The sequence below is a fragment of the Stieleria bergensis genome (assembly GCA_007745635.1).
Lineage (GTDB): Bacteria > Planctomycetota > Planctomycetia > Pirellulales > Pirellulaceae > Stieleria > Stieleria bergensis.
Genome location: CP036272.1, coordinates 1,183,246 through 1,198,552 on the forward strand (window position 1 = coordinate 1,183,246; position 15,307 = coordinate 1,198,552).

The 15,307-nt window shown below is 55.3% G+C and carries 13 protein-coding genes; 7 read left to right on the forward strand and 6 right to left on the reverse strand.

Going from position 1 to position 15,307, the window contains the following annotated elements; genetic code table 11:
* Nucleotides 1–3: 3 nt before the first annotated feature.
* Nucleotides 4–1,932 (forward strand): ABC transporter ATP-binding protein, encoded by a 1,929-nt coding sequence (locus SV7mr_RS03820; RefSeq protein WP_145269384.1) that lies wholly within the window; start codon nucleotides 4–6, stop codon nucleotides 1,930–1,932.
* A gap of 290 nt (nucleotides 1,933–2,222) precedes the next feature.
* Nucleotides 2,223–4,475 carry a serine/threonine protein kinase gene (locus SV7mr_RS03825; RefSeq protein ID WP_419188054.1) on the forward strand — a complete coding sequence of 751 codons (2,253 nt, stop codon included), beginning with the start codon at nucleotides 2,223–2,225 and terminating at the stop codon, nucleotides 4,473–4,475.
* Here the strand turns inward: SV7mr_RS03825 and SV7mr_RS03830 are convergent.
* The 3 genes from SV7mr_RS03830 to SV7mr_RS03840 form a co-directional block, all read right to left on the reverse strand.
* Nucleotides 4,472–5,536, reverse strand: coding sequence for a prenyltransferase/squalene oxidase repeat-containing protein (locus tag SV7mr_RS03830; protein ID WP_145269386.1), 1,065 nt, complete (start codon nucleotides 5,534–5,536; stop codon nucleotides 4,472–4,474). The genes SV7mr_RS03825 and SV7mr_RS03830 overlap by 4 nt on opposite strands.
* Nucleotides 5,537–5,699: 163 nt before the next feature.
* Nucleotides 5,700–6,584 (reverse strand): bifunctional DNA-formamidopyrimidine glycosylase/DNA-(apurinic or apyrimidinic site) lyase, encoded by an 885-nt coding sequence (gene mutM, locus SV7mr_RS03835; RefSeq protein ID WP_145269388.1) that lies wholly within the window; start codon nucleotides 6,582–6,584, stop codon nucleotides 5,700–5,702.
* A gap of 2 nt (nucleotides 6,585–6,586) precedes the next feature.
* The gene (locus SV7mr_RS03840) at nucleotides 6,587–7,258 is read right to left on the reverse strand and encodes a DUF2185 domain-containing protein (RefSeq protein ID WP_419188055.1); all 672 of its coding nucleotides are present in this window, start codon (nucleotides 7,256–7,258) and stop codon (nucleotides 6,587–6,589) included.
* Nucleotides 7,259–7,698: 440 nt separating this feature from the next.
* Between SV7mr_RS03840 and trpB the strand changes: the two genes are divergently transcribed.
* Complete coding sequence (gene trpB, locus SV7mr_RS03845) at nucleotides 7,699–8,940, forward strand: tryptophan synthase subunit beta (protein ID WP_419188056.1); 1,242 nt, start codon at nucleotides 7,699–7,701, stop codon at nucleotides 8,938–8,940.
* 2 nt (nucleotides 8,941–8,942) lie between these two features.
* Nucleotides 8,943–9,626, forward strand: a complete 684-nt coding sequence (locus SV7mr_RS03850; RefSeq protein WP_145269390.1) for a metal-dependent hydrolase — start codon at nucleotides 8,943–8,945, stop codon at nucleotides 9,624–9,626.
* Nucleotides 9,627–9,763: 137 nt separating this feature from the next.
* Here SV7mr_RS03850 and SV7mr_RS03855 read toward each other — a convergent pair whose 3' ends face one another.
* The gene (locus SV7mr_RS03855) at nucleotides 9,764–10,087 is read right to left on the reverse strand and encodes a Rieske (2Fe-2S) protein (protein ID WP_145269392.1); all 324 of its coding nucleotides are present in this window, start codon (nucleotides 10,085–10,087) and stop codon (nucleotides 9,764–9,766) included.
* 153 nt (nucleotides 10,088–10,240) lie between these two features.
* Here SV7mr_RS03855 and SV7mr_RS03860 point away from each other — a divergent pair, with 153 nt between their 5' ends.
* Both SV7mr_RS03860 and SV7mr_RS03865 read left to right on the forward strand, forming a co-directional pair.
* Nucleotides 10,241–12,082 (forward strand): TIGR03960 family B12-binding radical SAM protein, encoded by a 1,842-nt coding sequence (locus tag SV7mr_RS03860; protein WP_145278001.1) that lies wholly within the window; start codon nucleotides 10,241–10,243, stop codon nucleotides 12,080–12,082.
* A gap of 463 nt (nucleotides 12,083–12,545) precedes the next feature.
* Nucleotides 12,546–12,875, forward strand: a complete 330-nt coding sequence (locus tag SV7mr_RS03865) for a flagellar biosynthesis anti-sigma factor FlgM (protein ID WP_145269394.1) — start codon at nucleotides 12,546–12,548, stop codon at nucleotides 12,873–12,875.
* Between the two features lie 137 nt (nucleotides 12,876–13,012).
* Here the strand turns inward: SV7mr_RS03865 and SV7mr_RS25045 are convergent, their stop codons facing one another.
* The gene (locus SV7mr_RS25045) at nucleotides 13,013–13,207 is read right to left on the reverse strand and encodes a hypothetical protein (RefSeq protein WP_419188057.1); all 195 of its coding nucleotides are present in this window, start codon (nucleotides 13,205–13,207) and stop codon (nucleotides 13,013–13,015) included.
* 734 nt (nucleotides 13,208–13,941) lie between these two features.
* Between SV7mr_RS25045 and SV7mr_RS03870 the strand changes: the two genes are divergently transcribed.
* Nucleotides 13,942–14,433: a Fur family transcriptional regulator gene (locus SV7mr_RS03870; protein WP_419188443.1), complete on the forward strand. Its 492-nt coding sequence runs from the start codon at nucleotides 13,942–13,944 to the stop codon at nucleotides 14,431–14,433.
* Between the two features lie 110 nt (nucleotides 14,434–14,543).
* Here SV7mr_RS03870 and SV7mr_RS03875 read toward each other — a convergent pair whose 3' ends face one another.
* The gene (locus tag SV7mr_RS03875; protein WP_145269398.1) at nucleotides 14,544–15,092 is read right to left on the reverse strand and encodes a hypothetical protein; all 549 of its coding nucleotides are present in this window, start codon (nucleotides 15,090–15,092) and stop codon (nucleotides 14,544–14,546) included.
* Nucleotides 15,093–15,307: the final 215 nt, after the last annotated feature.

The following is a 15,307-nucleotide window of genomic DNA, read 5'->3' on the forward strand; positions in this document are numbered from 1 at the left end:
GGTATGTCAATCGAGCCCAGTCGTCGTCGTTTTTCAAATTACCGTCAAAAGGTCCGTCAGCGCGATCCCAGTAAAAGTGCTCCGATCAGCCATCATGGGCATGATCGAAAGCCAACTAAATTTGGGGATCGTGAACGTGGTGTGATCGAATTGCTGCGAGAATTCTTTCGCTTGATTCGTCCTCATCGCCGGTCGATTCTCATGGCTCTTGGTGGGTTAAGTGTGGCTGTTGGGTTGCGTTTGATTCCACCGCTGGGAACCAAGCTGGCCATTGACTGTGTGCTGACCAGTCCGCCTCGTCCGCTGCCATCCTGGTTGCAGTCGCTGCAGTTTCCCGCCGGTCAGATGGCTCAGTTGGTCTGGATTGCCACTGCGGTGGTGATCACCACGCTGTTTGCCACAGCGATTGGTTTGGCCAGTCGCTGGAGTGCGACCAAGGCCGTCAACCAGGCTCAGATTACGATTCGTCGTCGCGTCTATGAGCATGCGATCCGGTTGCCGTTGGGAAAAGTTTACGACCTCAAATCAGGTGGTGTTGCCAGCTTGATCCGCGAAGACGCTGGCGGGATTGCAGACTTGATTTTTTCCATGTTGTACAACCCATGGCGAGCCGTCTTGCAGTTCGTCGGGTCGTTGTTGGTGCTGATGCTTGTGGACTGGAAGCTCATGCTCGGTGGTCTGTTGTTGCTGCCGATTGTTTGGGCAACTCATCGAACTTGGATCAATCGAGTTCGCCCCATGTTTCGAGACGTTCGCAAACAGCGACAACGGATCGACGCATCGGCCACGGAAACCTTTGGCGGGATTCGAGTCGTGCGAACGTTTTCACGCTCGCGCAGTGAAGCGGGCAAGTTTGTTCGTGAAGGCGGCTTTTTGGTTCGTCAGCAGTTGTTCACTTGGTGGTGGGCGCGAACCATCGAAACCATCTGGGGCGTGGTGATTCCGCTCGCTAGCACGGCGCTGCTGCTGTACGGCGGCCATCAAATCATTCAAGGCGAATTGACGCTGGGTGACTTGATGATGTTTCTGGTCTATCTCACGATGCTGCTTGATCCGCTGGCCACCATTGCTGCAAGCGCCGTTGGTTTGCAGAACAACTTGGCAGGGTTGGATCGGGTGTTGGACTTGCTAGAGCATGAGCAAGAATTGCCCGTTGACCCTGAAGCCAAGCGTTTGGTTCACGGGCGAGTGCAGGGACAGTTGGAACTGCAAAATGTGACCTTTCGCTATCCTGATACCGACACCGTTGTCCTAAGCGAAATCAGTTTGCAAATCCCCGCGGGCAAGACCGTTGCGTTGGTGGGACGCAGTGGTGCGGGCAAGACCACGCTGACCAACCTGATCGCAAGATTCTATGATCCCACCGAGGGCGTGATTCTTCTAGATGGTCAGCCGTTACCCAAGATAGAACTCGATTCCTATCGTTCGTTGCTGGGGATTGTCGAGCAGGATGTGTTCTTGTTTGACGGCACGATTGAACAGAACATTGCCTATGCCAGACGCGACTGCACGCGGCAACAAGTCATCGAGGCGGCGCGTTTGGCGGCCGCAGACGAATTCATTGCGAAGTTGCCCAAGGGTTACGACAGTGTGATTGGCGAGCGCGGTGTCAAGCTCTCCGGCGGACAGCGTCAACGATTAGCCATCGCGCGAGCGATTCTTGCGGATCCCAAAATCTTGATTCTCGATGAAGCGACCAGCAACTTGGACAGTGAAAGCGAAGGCTTGATCCAGCGTTCGCTGGAAGAGCTCTTGGCTGGGCGAACCGCTTTGGTGATCGCTCATCGTCTTAGTACGATTCGCAACGCTGATCTGATTGTTGTCCTGGATGAGGGCAGGGTGCTGGAAACAGGGACGGACGAGGAGCTTCTCAAGCGAGGGGGGAAGTATCGTGAAATGGTGCAATTGCAGACCTCTCCCAACCCCAGTTGATTGCTGGCAGAATCAGGTCCGCTGGCAATCAAGAGTTTCAGCCTCTTGCTCGCGATCTAGAATGGGAGCGGTGAGGGCTGGCCCTAAGAAGGCAATGGCTGCCGCCGTGCCGTCGGTTGTTCGTCACCACTGTTCGCGGTGTTTCTGATGTTTCCTGCTGTACCTTTGGGTCGCGTTTCCCGTCTCGTTTACGGGCGTGTTATGCTTTGCAAGCTATTTTACAGAGAATCGTTCTCGCGCCTTGCTGTTACTCAAGCCAAGTCATTCACGTCCATTGGCGAAAATCACCAATGAATTCTAAGCACGACTCTGTTGCGATCACGCGACCCATGGATCGGTCACGGCAATCTCGTGACGCCAAGCTGCGATCGCTTTTCGGTGCGTCGCTCAGTTCGTTCATGCTGCGTCGGGATCGGCTCTGGCTGTTTTTTATTCTGGCGGCGATCACCTTAGTTGGGGTGGGCTGGCTGTCGAGCAACCGCATCGAGTCGATGATGAAGGAGCACTTGGCTGAGCAGTTGCAGACACTGCTGGATGCGGATGTCAGTGCGCTGGAAATCTGGTTAAAGTCACAGCAAGACTCTGCAGCCAACTTCGCCGATGACGCCGCTGTTTTAGCGGCCACCGAGCAGTTGTTGGCCATCGCTGATGATGAGAGTTCGGAGTCCATTCCCGTGCGACTGCTTGAGTCACCGGCGATGAAGCGGCTCAAGGCAATTGTTGACCACTGGCAAGATCACCATGGCGGGATGGGGTTTGCCATCTTGGATTCACAGCTTCGTGTGATTGCCGAGGACCTGGACAGCGAAGTGGGGAGATTGAAACCAGGCGATCAACTGCAGGAAATGTTGCAGCCGGTCTTTGATGGCAACACGGCGGTGTTCCCGCCCATGAAAAGCTTGATGCTAGTAGAGGACATTGACGGTATTCCCAGAGCGGGTGTGCCGGTGATGTTTGTTTGCGCGCCAATTCGAAATGCTGCTGGCGAAGTGATCGCGGTCTTCGGAATCCGGCTGAATCCGCGCGCCGAATTTTCACAGATCCTGCAGGTCGCCCGTGTTGGCAAGACGGGTGAGACGTACGCCTTTGATTCCAAAGGCATCATGCTGACCAGCAGTCGATTCGATGATGATCTCAAACAGATCGGTTTACTTGTCGACGACGACAATACCGAGTCCCTGTTAAACGTCGCGTTGCGAGATCCCGGAGTCGACATGACTCGCGGGAAACGGCCAGCGTTGCGTCGTCATGAGCAACCCTTTACTGCCATGGCTGCCTCGGCGACCGCTGGTCACAGTGGCGTGAATGTTGATTCATACCGTGACTATCGCGGTGTGCCTGTGGTGGGCGCTTGGACTTGGTTGGATCACTACGGATTCGGAGTCGCTACCGAAGCCGATCAGTCGGAGGCCTTTAAGACGCTTTATGGGCTGAAGCGAACGTTTCTGCTGCTGTTGGGGTTGCTTGCTGGGATGGCGACCCTGAATGCCTTCTTGGCTCGACGCGCGTCTCGCATGGAGTATCGGGCGCGTGACATGGCGATCCGAGCCAGAAAGCTTGGCCAGTATCACTTGGACGTTCTGCTGGGGCGTGGCGGAATGGGCACCGTGTATCGCGGCCACCATGACATGCTCCGTCGACCGACGGCGATCAAATTGCTGGATGCCGATAAAACCAACGAGCAATCCGTGGTCCGTTTCGAATGCGAGGTCCAGTTGACCAGTGAGCTGACGCACCCCAATACCATTGCGATTTACGATTATGGTCGTACGCCGGAAGGGGTGTTTTACTACGCGATGGAGTATCTGAGCGGGATCACGTTGACCGAACTGGTCGATCGCTATGGTCCGCAGCCTGAAGGTCGTGTGATTTATCTGTTGCAGCAGGTCTGTGGTTCGCTTCACGAAGCGCATCGCAAAGGCTTGATGCATCGCGACATCAAACCATCGAACATCATGATCACCGAGCGAGGCGGGCTCTATGACTTTGCCAAGTTGCTTGATTTCGGGCTGGTCAAAAATCAAAAGTCAGACTTAGACATCACCGCCGCTTCGTCGCTGTTGGGGACACCGCATTACATGCCGCCAGAGACCTTGCAAGGGAAAGGCTTTGGCACCGCCGGCGACATCTATTCACTCGGTGCGGTGGGCTATTTCTTGCTCACCGGCAAAACCTTGTTTGAGGGTGAGTCGATGTCTCAAGTGATGATGTCGCATGTCAAAGACATGCCGGTGACGCCCAGTCAGCGTTTGGGGAGACCTTTGGATGCGGATCTTGAAAAGGTCATTCTGGATTGCCTGGTCAAAGATCCTCAGGACCGTGTGCGGAGCGCCGAAGCGTTCGCCGATCGACTGGCGGCCTGCCAGTCTGCCTTGCAGTGGAACGCCAAGGACGCTCTCAAGTGGTGGGAGGACAATCTGCGTGGCGAGGAACCGTCGCCGGCTGCCGGTGTGACCAAGCGTCTGGAAGTGACTCAGATTGCGACCAAGCAAGAGCTAGACGTTACACGCGATCTAAGCGATGAGACGATCCGCTCGGATTAACGCTGGTAGATCGGCAGGTACCCATAGTCCAGCTGAAGCATGGTCAGTTTGCAGGCCGTGACATAGACGGGATGAATCTGACCTTCCCAGTATCCGTTGGGTGATTGCTGGCTAACGATTTGGTTGTAAAGCTTGGCTTTCCAAGGTTGCCACAATTCGTCGCCTTGGCGATAAACCACTTGGCTGTAGTACAAGTACGTGTAGTCCCAGTGGCCAAACGTATTCTTGCCGTTACCTAAATCGTGAAGTTCCTTCTTGGTGTATTCCCACATCTGCGGAACATGTTCGCTGTCGTAGTCGCCGGCGTTGTACAGGGCAGCCAAGGCAGCGGCCGTGATCGCAGGCCGGCTGCTACCGCGTTGACGGCTGCTGTAGCTGATGCCACCGTCGTCGTTCTTGCAGCCATAGATGTATTCTTTGGCTTTGTCGATGACTTCGGCCGTCACGGGGATGCCCGCATTGCGACAGCCGCGCAAGCCTTGCACTTGTGTGATCGTGGTGGAGCCTTCGTCGAAGTCGTTGCCCTCATCGGCAGAGACATAGCCCCAGCCGCCGGCGGCGGTCTGCGCGTTGCCACTGAACTCCACCGCTCGGGTTAGCACATCCACAATTTCGCGGCGTCGATCGAGCAAGCCTTCTTCACCCAACACTTGCGACAGGAACAGCATCGCGAAGCCGTGACCGTAGGTGTAGCGTTGATCGGTTTTGGGATCACCGATCAACCCATTGCTGCGGCTCTTGCTGATGATGAAGTCAGCGGCGCGTGAAATGTTTTTTGCATACGGTCCTTGAGTGGTGGTTGAACCGCTGCCAACGAGCGCGGTACCGGCCAGGGCTGCCATTGCGGTTGGATAGACCTGGGTGTTCCAATGGCCACGCGACGATTGTGACTTGGCCAGCCACTGGAGTCCCTTTTCAGTCGCGGTGTCCCAGGAAGCTTTGTCAGCAGCGGTGGCAATGGAGGGGCGAGCCAAGTTGCCAAGTGACAAGGCACCTGCACCAAGTGCTGCCGTTTTTAACCACTGACGACGGTTGCTAGAGGTTGGCGTGCGGTGGTTCATAGCGCAGTGATCTTTGAAAGAAAAAGGCACAGAGCGTGGCGGCTGTCTGGGCAAGGCAGTTGGTATCGCGTTACTTATATTGTACCGCTAATCCATCCCCATGAGAAAGAAAGATTTTTCCGGCTGCGACCGGGAGAGAGAAAAAACGCGAAAGTCGGCCCATTTACGGCTGATCGACGCTTGGTGACGCCGCGTCAACGCTGGCGTGCTTGCCGCGCCGCTGTTGACAATCGGGGCAGAAAAACGTGCTCCGTTGGGCCTGGACAATTCTGCGGATGCTGCCGGTTTGGCAACGTTTGCAGGTTTGCACAGCCCGATCGTACACGCGGTGGTAATTCTGGTAGCTGCCCGCGTCGTTCAACGCGTTGCGGTAGGTGCCATCGGAAAGCGTGCTGCCTTCGTGCGTGATGGCTTCTCGCAAGACGCTGTGGATCGCCGAGCAAAGCCGTTGCCATTGTGGTTTGGTCAGCTGATCACAGCGCGTGCGTGGATCGATGCCCGAGACAAATAAGGCTTCGGAGGCATACAAGTTGCCGACGCCCGCGATCGCAGATTGATCCAGCAATGCGACCTTGATCGCCCGTCGACTGGTGCCCAAGATGGATTTCAGTTGATCTGCGGTGGCTACCAAGGCGTCCGGCCCCAGTCGGTCAATCACGCTGCGTTTCAGTTCACTTGGGTTGAGCAATTGCACCGTTCCCAAGCCGCGTCGATCCCAGAACAGCACGTTGTGATCGGGCTTGCCATGCAAGATGATCTGCAGCCGCAGATGTTCCGTGCTGGGTGGGTCGGCTAACAGCACCAGTCCCGTCATCCGCGGTTCGATGACGATTGCCGATTCATTTTCCAGCACGATCAAGACGCGTTTGCCAAGTCGATCGATGCGTTGGACCTTTTGGCCGACCGCTTTCTTGGCGATCGTTTTCACACTGGGCTTGATCGAGATCGCCTTGCGCTCGCAGGGCGGTCGATTGATTTGCACAATGGTCTGCCCGACAATCGGAGCGATGCCGCGGCACATGGTTTCGACTTCGGGAAGTTCAGGCATCGTCAATCGGTGACAGGAGAAAACTGATTGTCTTGATTGCGTTCCCAGTGAGAGTCGATCGCTTCGTCAATCAGAGGGAGGATGTCAGGATCGTAGTTGGCGATCAAGTTCAGATCATAAATGCCCCAGTTTTCTGGATCATCCAGGTACTCTTGATCTTCGTGGCCGCTGAACAGTCGCCAGCCCGAGTCTTCATCGAAGTCCGGTTCTTCTCGGTACATGTAGCCCACGCCCAGATCGCTCACGGTGACGTCATCGGTGGCAAAACATTTCTCGGTGCCAGGGATCAGGACCTCAGCTTGATCGGGCGTGATCGCCAGCAACTTTTCCTGTCCCGGTTTAGGTGTCCAGGATTGGAATGTCCATTGTTCTTTGAACTCATTCAGCGGTCCGTCAAGTGATTTGACAATCTCGATCGCTTCGCTGAGCAAGCAGTGCTTTCCAAACGAACCTTGCTTGACTGGATCGGGGATTTCCATCCAAACCCGCTGGCCACCGCCACGCATGAATTGCATCGTCGTGTGCCCTTCATCGATGATGCCCAGGAAATCCTGGCGATCGATCAATTGTGCTTGCAGCATCGCCGGCAGTTCATCCTGACTCTTGGTCACCGCTTTCTTGGGCGCCACGTTTTCATCGGTGGATTCGGTGCAGTAGAAAACTCGGTAGGTCATGCGGTGTTCTGAGATTGCGTGAGGAAAGCGGTTGTCTGTTTGACGCAGGTGAGTTCGGGAACGCCTGTATCAGTGATTCGCAGGGTGAATGTCGCGGGTTGATCTGGCCGGTCAATCTGGCCGGTCAATCTTGCCGGTCAATGCTGCGGGGCGAATGGTCTCGGTGGGCGGTTATCGAAGCGGTTGGGTGGCGGTTGACACACCGCTTGGTGGAGGTTTTTGTCGCGTCCTGCTGGTTGGTCTGTTGGCTGGCCACGCGGACCAGTTCGGTTGGCTTTGTCTGACTTGTGGGGCGTAGGCAAACCCGAATCGGCGTGAAAACACGTGGAAAATCACCAAGTATTTCATGATCTCCCGAGAAACGCTGCGTTGACCAAATCGATCGCTCGGGGGATGATATCAGCACCTTTTGAAAGCTTACACGACGGACATAATTGACAATGAGTACTTTACCCCAGCAAAGCGAGCCGATGGAAAACGGATCTGCCACTGCTTCCGTTCCCGACATGAACGGACGTTTTGGCGACTTTGGTGGGCGTTTCGTGCCTGAGACTCTGATGCGAGCTCTGGATCAGCTGGCCGAGGAGTACGAAGCGGCCAAAAAAGACCCCGAATTTCAGCGTGAGCTGAATCAGCTCCTAAAAACCTTTGTCGGACGTCCCAGCCCGTTCTATTTTGCCAAACGCCTGACCGAGGCCGCCGGCGGTGCTCAGATCTGGCTCAAGCGGGAAGACCTTAATCATACCGGCGCCCACAAAATCAACAACACGCTTGGCCAAGCTCTGCTGACCTTGCGAATGGGCAAAACACGCGTGATTGCGGAAACCGGTGCGGGACAGCACGGGGTGGCTTCAGCAACCGCTTGTGCCCATTTCGGTTTGCCTTGCACCGTATTCATGGGGGCCGAAGACATCCGCCGTCAAAAGCCCAATGTGTTCAGCATGCAATTGATGGGTGCTCACATTGAATCCGTCGAATCAGGGTCACGAACCTTGCGTGATGCTGTCAACGAAGCGATGCGAGATTGGATGTCGTCCGTTGAGGACACTCACTACATCATCGGTAGCGTGATCGGACCGCACCCCTTCCCCATGATCGTGCGTGATTTTCAGTCGGTGATCGGTCGGGAAACACGTGATCAGTCACGCGAACTCTTGGGCCGTTTGCCCGATTGTGTGGTGGCCTGTGTTGGCGGCGGCAGTAACGCAGCAGGAATGTTCTATCCCTTCGTCGAAGATGAAGGCGTTCGCTTGGTCGGTGTTGAAGCCGGTGGTCGCGGCTCGCAAGCCGGTGATCATGCCGCTCCGATGGCCTTTGGTCAGCCCGGTATTTTGCATGGCAGTTACAGCTACGTTGTCCAAGACGATGACGGCCAAACCTGCGATGTACACAGCATGAGTGCGGGTTTGGATTACCCCGGCGTTGGCCCCGAACATAGTTACTGGAAAGATACCGGAAGAGTCGATTATATTCAGTGTGGAGACACCGAAGCGATGTCGGCATTTGATACACTGTCGCGCACAGAAGGCATCATTCCCGCTTTGGAAACCAGTCACGCCATTGCCAAAGCACTTCAAATCGCAAGCGAAATGTCAGCCGATCAGCACTTGGTCGTGTGCCTCTCTGGACGCGGCGACAAAGATGCGATGGAGATCGCTCGGCTGAAAGGACAAGAGTTTTAATCATGGTTAAGCTAACTTGGTTATCGCACGCCAGCTGGTTGATTGAATCCGGTTCACAGCGTTTGTTGCTGGATCCATTCTTTACCGATAACCCCGTTGCAACCGTCCAGCCGGACGCGTTTGAAAACGTCACCGACGTGCTGGTCTCTCACGGTCACTTTGATCATGTGGCCGATGCCGCCGCAATCTTGAAACGCTCAGGAGCGCGGCTGATTTCGAACTTCGAAATCGTCCAGTGGTTCGCTGAAAAGCATCAACTGACCAATGCGCTGGCAATGAATCTGGGCGGGGCTGCCGAGCTGGCTGAAGGCGAGATCAAAATGGTTCCCGCGCTGCACAGCAGTGGTTTGCCCGATGGTTCGTATGGCGGAACCGCCGCAGGGTTTGTGCTGAAGCTGGAAAACAAACGCATCTATTTCGCCTGCGACACCGCTTACTTTGGTGACATGCGTTTCTATGCCGGCGGTGTCGACGTCGCTGTCTTGCCCATTGGTGACCTGTTCACGATGGGGCCCGCCGATAGTGTTGAAGCGATCAAGCTGATCGGTCCCAAAATCGCATTGCCCACGCACTATGGAACATGGCCTCCGATAGAACAGGATGCCGAAGCCTGGGCGACGATGGTTCGCGGTGAAACGGATACCAAAGCCGTCGTTCTAGAAGTCGGCGGCAGCTACTCGCTGTAACGCCTGCCGAGGCGGCGTCCCGAGCGGATGATTCGTCCCGCCCCGCTTGATGCGGGAGACGCCCTGCAAGGCCTGCTGGCTGCAAGGACTGCTGGCTGCAAGTGGTGCTGGCTGCAAGTGGTGCAAGGCTGAGTGAGTTATTCGCTTTTCTGTGCAGGCCTTACGAAGACTTCTTCCTCTTCGACTTTGACTTCAAAGCAGTCCACACTGACGCGCGGGTTATCCTCCCAGGTGCCATCGTTGACGCAGAAACGCCACGCGTGCCAGGGGCAGGTGACCGTTTTGCCTTCCACATGGCCTTCGGCCAGAGAGGCCCCCATGTGAGGGCAGAGGTCGTCAATCGCGTCCCAGGACCCGTCTTCTTGGCGAAAAACAGCCACCATGCGGCCGTCGACCACCACGGCTCGACCTCGGCCAATTTCAAAGTCGCTGACCTTCCCAACTGATTCAAAATCGCTCACGACGGGGTTTCTCCGCGGGTAATTCGCAAGATTCTCTTGTCCTTGCGAGGGATAATTGTTCACACTGAGTGCTCTGATGACACACTGTAGGCGGAAATGCTGCTCGCTTCCACTCCTGCCACGGTCTCCCTTCGATTAACACTCTGTAGCGACATGATTCAACAGCAACGACGCAAGCTTTTAGAATCGCGAGTTTGGCCACACGTGCAAACGCCAGCTCAATACGTTGGTGGTGAACGCAACATCGTGGTCAAAGACCATCGTCAGGTGAAAGGCAAATTGGCGATTGGTTTTCCCGATGCGTACACGATCGGGATGAGTCACCATGGTTTGCAGGTCTTGTACTCGCTAATGAACCGTCGCCAGGACTGGTGTGCTGAGCGTGTCTTCACGCCTTGGCCGGATATGGAGCAATTGCTTCGCCAGTACGATATTCCACTGTATACGCTGGAAACCTTTTCAGCGCTGTCTGATTTTGATGTCGTGGGATTGAGTCTGCAATACGAGATCAGTTCTCCCAACGTGCTGACGATGATCGACTTGGGCGGCATCCCGCTGTTGTCTGATGATCGCACGATTGGTGATCCTTTGTTGGTCGCTGGTGGCCCATGCTGCCAAAACCCTGAACCGATGGCAGAGTACTTTGACGTCATGATCACCGGTGACGGGGAACCGGCGCTGCCAGTGATTTGTGATCTCTGGTTGGAGCTCAAAGAGCAATACCGCCAGAGCGACGGCAGTTATGCCACCGGCGAACAAGGCCGCCAGCAACGTGCCGAGGCTTTGGCCCAGGTCGCGCAAAAGCTGGAGTTTGCCTATGTGCCCCGGTTTTATCAGCCTGTTTACAAAGACGGCGATGGACGCATCGAATCGCTGCAACCCTTGCGCGATGATGTTCCCAAGACATTTGCACCCAGTGTGATCAGCGACTTGGATGGCATTCCACTGCCAACGAGCCCGATTGTGCCCTACATCGAATGTGTGCATGATCGAATTGCATTAGAGATCATGCGTGGTTGTCCTCACTTGTGCCGTTTCTGCCAGAGCACGGTGATCAAGCGTCCGCTGCGAATCCGCGAAGTGGAAACGATCGTGGAAGCGGCGTGGGAGAGCTATCTGAACACCGGTCATAACGAGATCAGTATTTTGTCGCTCTCCAGCAGCGACTATCCGCATTTCGAACCCTTGGTGCTGCGTTTGCATGAAGTGTTCAAGCCGTTGGGCGTGAATATCTCGGTGCCCAGTTTGCGCGTCAATGATCAATTGCGTTCCTTACCCAAACTGATCGGCACCGATCGTCGTAGCTCGCTGACGTTGGCCCCTGAAGTGGCTCGGGACGACATGCGAGAACAGATTCGCAAGAAGATCAAAAACAGTGATCTGATCGAGGGTTGCCGCAACGCGTTTCAAAATGGATTTGATAGCGTGAAATTGTATTTCATGTGTGGCTTGCCGGGTGAACGCGAGGTCGACTTGGACGGCATTGTGGACTTGGCCGAAACCATTGCCGGGGTCGGGAAGGAGGTCAATGGGCGTTACGCACGCGTGACCGCCAGTGTGTCCAACTTCGTTCCCAAAGCTCATACGCCGTACCAGTGGAATGGCATGCAGCGCAGGGAGTACTTTCAATGGGCACACAAGTACCTGTGGAATCGTCGCAAGATTCGCAGCGTGAACATCAAGTGTCACAACATTGAAACCAGCTTGTTAGAAGGCGTTCTAAGCCGTGGTGATCGGCGTACCGCCAAAGCGATTCGCTTGGCCTGGGAGCGTGGGGCAAGAATGGACGGCTGGACCGAACACATGGATCCTGATCGTTGGTGGCAAGCGTTGCATGATGCCGGAATTGACATTGAGGCACAGGTGCACCAGAAGTACGAATTAATGGATAAGTTGCCCTGGGACCATGTGAACGTAAAATTCGGTCGCAACTACTTGGAAAAGGAACAGGGCAGGGCAACCGTGCAATTGGAAGCCATGGCAAACGCGACCTGAAGCGAATTCGACGGACGGTTCACTTGGCGCGAAGATTCCGCTTGCGGGAAAGGATTCTGATTTGCTAGGGTCGCGGGCAGTGCCTCGGATTTGCATCCCGTTTTTGTCACTCGCAGTGGGCTTGGTGTGCGGATCGACCCGATTCGTCTTCCTGTTTCCCCTTCACATGCGCTGGCAATAGTCTCTATGACGCTTAATGGATTGCTACCGGGACACGGAACGCGGCGCTGATGGCCGATGTGGAAACGACGAGTCATTCCCTGTGATTGTTCTTGATGATTGTGTGTGGGTTCACATTTGGTGTTTTGCCAAATCGAACCTATGCTTGATCGAATGGTCCAAGTTGATTCGTCCGGCCCAATTTCGTCGCATTGTCCCAGTTAGGTGATCGCTGTTGACCACTCCCGCAGTGGGTCCGTGATCGCCCAACGGAATTCCTTTCAGTCATTGGAGCATTGCTCACATGCAGATTTACGGCCCATTTCGCGTTTCAACCACCAACGCTTCTTCAAACGTTCAAGCAACACAACGCGTTGATGCCAGCCAGGTTGATTCGGTAGATCATCAAGACTCCTCCGCTCGCAGCGTTGCTGACCGTGGAGTCGTCGACCAGTTGGACCTTAGCCAAGCTGCGACCGCAGCGAGCCGCTTGGATGCCAGTGCATCGGTTGCCGGCGATGGCATTCGTTTCGATCGCGTCGCTGAAATTCGTCGCCAGATCGCCGACGGAAGCTATGACTCGCCCGAGAAAATGGACGCCGCTCTGGATCGATTCCTCGACCTGCTGGGGTAGACGAATCGACGGGCAAGCAACGCCGATGACGCTTGCCAAGCGTTCGTCGTCCAAACGACGCGAGGATCGAGGATCGAGATGCTGGAACACTAATAAGCGCTCATCGACGCTAATTGATTTGTGCTGATTAGTGTTGATTAGCGTTCTCCACCTCCATTGCTTGCCTGCATTCGCGTCCGAGACGCGTCGCCGTGCCTCGGTGAATGCCGTTCGGCCCGTTTTTGGATCGTGGTGTACCAGGCGTTCGTCATCCAAACGACGCAATGCCTGAGGTCCTGGAACACTAATAAACGCTCATCGACGCTAATTGATTTGTGCTGATTAGTGTTCATTAGCGTTCTCCATCTCCATCGCTTGCCTGCGTTCGCGTCCGAGGTGCGTTGCCGTGCCTCGGTGAATGCCGTTCGGCCCGTTTTTGGGTCGTGGTGTACCAAGCGTTCGTCGTCCAAATGACGCAATATCCGAGGTCCGAGATTCTGGAACACTAATAAGCGCTCATCGACGCTAATTGATTTGTGCTGATTAGCGTTCTCCATCTCCATCGCTTGCCTGTATTCGCGTCCGAGACGCGTCGCCGTGCCTCGGTGAATGCCGACGCGAACTCTGAGTAGTCAGCACTGACGAATCACCAGCCAGTCGCGCCGGGCAACGAAGTGTCTAGGCGGCATACTTTGTCTCCCAATGGATGCAGATTAGACCTGAGTGCTGTTTCATGAAGTGATTTAGGGTGAGTTTCTCCGCCATCGCCCGTGATTTTTATCGCTTATGCCCCCAGGTGGCAGACAAATGCCAGTTGCCGGGGTAGACTTCGAATAGGTCTTTGGCAGGGCATGACGCTGTCCGCCTGATGGAAACTCATTGGAAAACAGCCTCAGATTGCTCGCTGGCGATCACCATCCCATCACCACGGATGGTTCAGCAAGCCACGGTTTTCCGACTCGATTGGGTTTCATACTTGATCCCGTCTTCCCCTTGTTGCGGCAGTTCCCCGTTAGATTGATTGATGGTCCAGTCCTCACAACATCCCGTCGAAACATCGCCCGCCGATTCCCCTGATGGCGAGGTGATGACAAAGGTGGAGGCCTTGGAGGTATCGCTATCACCTCAGGAACGCTTTAGCGAGTACCTACAGACTCGCGGGTTGCGGCAAACCAATCAACGCAAGTTTTTGGTGGAGCAAGTCTTTGCTCAGCATGACCACTTCGATGCCGAGGAGTTGATTGATCGATTGCCTCGCCGTGGCGAAGAAAACTACGTCAGCACTGCGACCGTTTATCGGACGCTCCGCGAATGTGTTGATGCCGGGCTACTGAATTGTTTTCAGCTCGATGGGCGAACGGTTTACGATCATGACTATGGTTACCCACAACATGATCACCTCTATTGCACTCAGTGTCGCAAGTTGCTGGAATTCCAGAGTGATGAACTGTTGGAAATCCGCGACAAGATGGCTGCCATGCACGGTTTTCGTGTCGAAAGCCATCGGATGATCATTCAAGGTGTTTGTCGCGAGTGCTCGCGTGCTCGTCGCAAAAAACGCAAGCAAGATTTGGTTTAAGCGATCACGGGCCCCATCAAACGTTTTGCCGTGAGCCACGGTTTGCTTGGTGGGAACTGCCTCGCTAAAAAACGGGCGGAATGGCTAATCGATTGGCCGCCGCTGTCTGGCTACAGGCTTTGCTCGGCGAGCTGCTTGATGATTGCTGCAAACACGGTTTCGTTCTTGTCAAAATCGCGGCTCTCTGCCTGCAGTTGCACGACCAGCACAGGAGGGTCTCCTTGCGTAAACGCTGCCAGCGAAGGAGTGTCCGCCTCCTCCTCATCGCTCCCTTCGGCCGCCGTGGGCTGGCTGAAGACCTGTTGAGCCGCAATGCGGTCGGCAGCAGGCAGGTTGGTCAGGAGCACAAATCGGCACTGGATCAGCAAATCGAGGTAGTAAAACCGCAGGTCGATGATCGGAGTGTCCGGCGAAACCAGGTCCCAGTGCGTGTTCTCACGCTCAACGTCGTCGTATTCCTCGCAGATCGTGGTTTCAATTCGGCTGATCATCTCGTCAACGTCGGCAGCCGGTGACCACTCTAGGGACAGGAAACCACCACCGGGGATGTCCAGAGTCGCGCCCATGCCGCTGCTGGCTTCCGTCTCCTCGCTGGGGGCGACCGTCCAGTTGTCCGGGTACAGGAAACGCAGTCCCATAGAATCAAATTGAGCAGGCATGTTGGCGGTGTTTATCAGGAGGGTTCGAAACGTTCTGCCGAGGAACCGAATTGCGTTCGCCGGGGCGATTTGCTAGGAGATAGTCTTGCGAATCGACAATCAATCGGAAAGTTCTATTTTACGGGCAATCGCGCGTGATGTTCTCGCTGCAATGCAACCAACGGCCTCCCAACGCCACTCCCCGCGCGAATGCAATCGCTGGGTGTGCGTCCCCA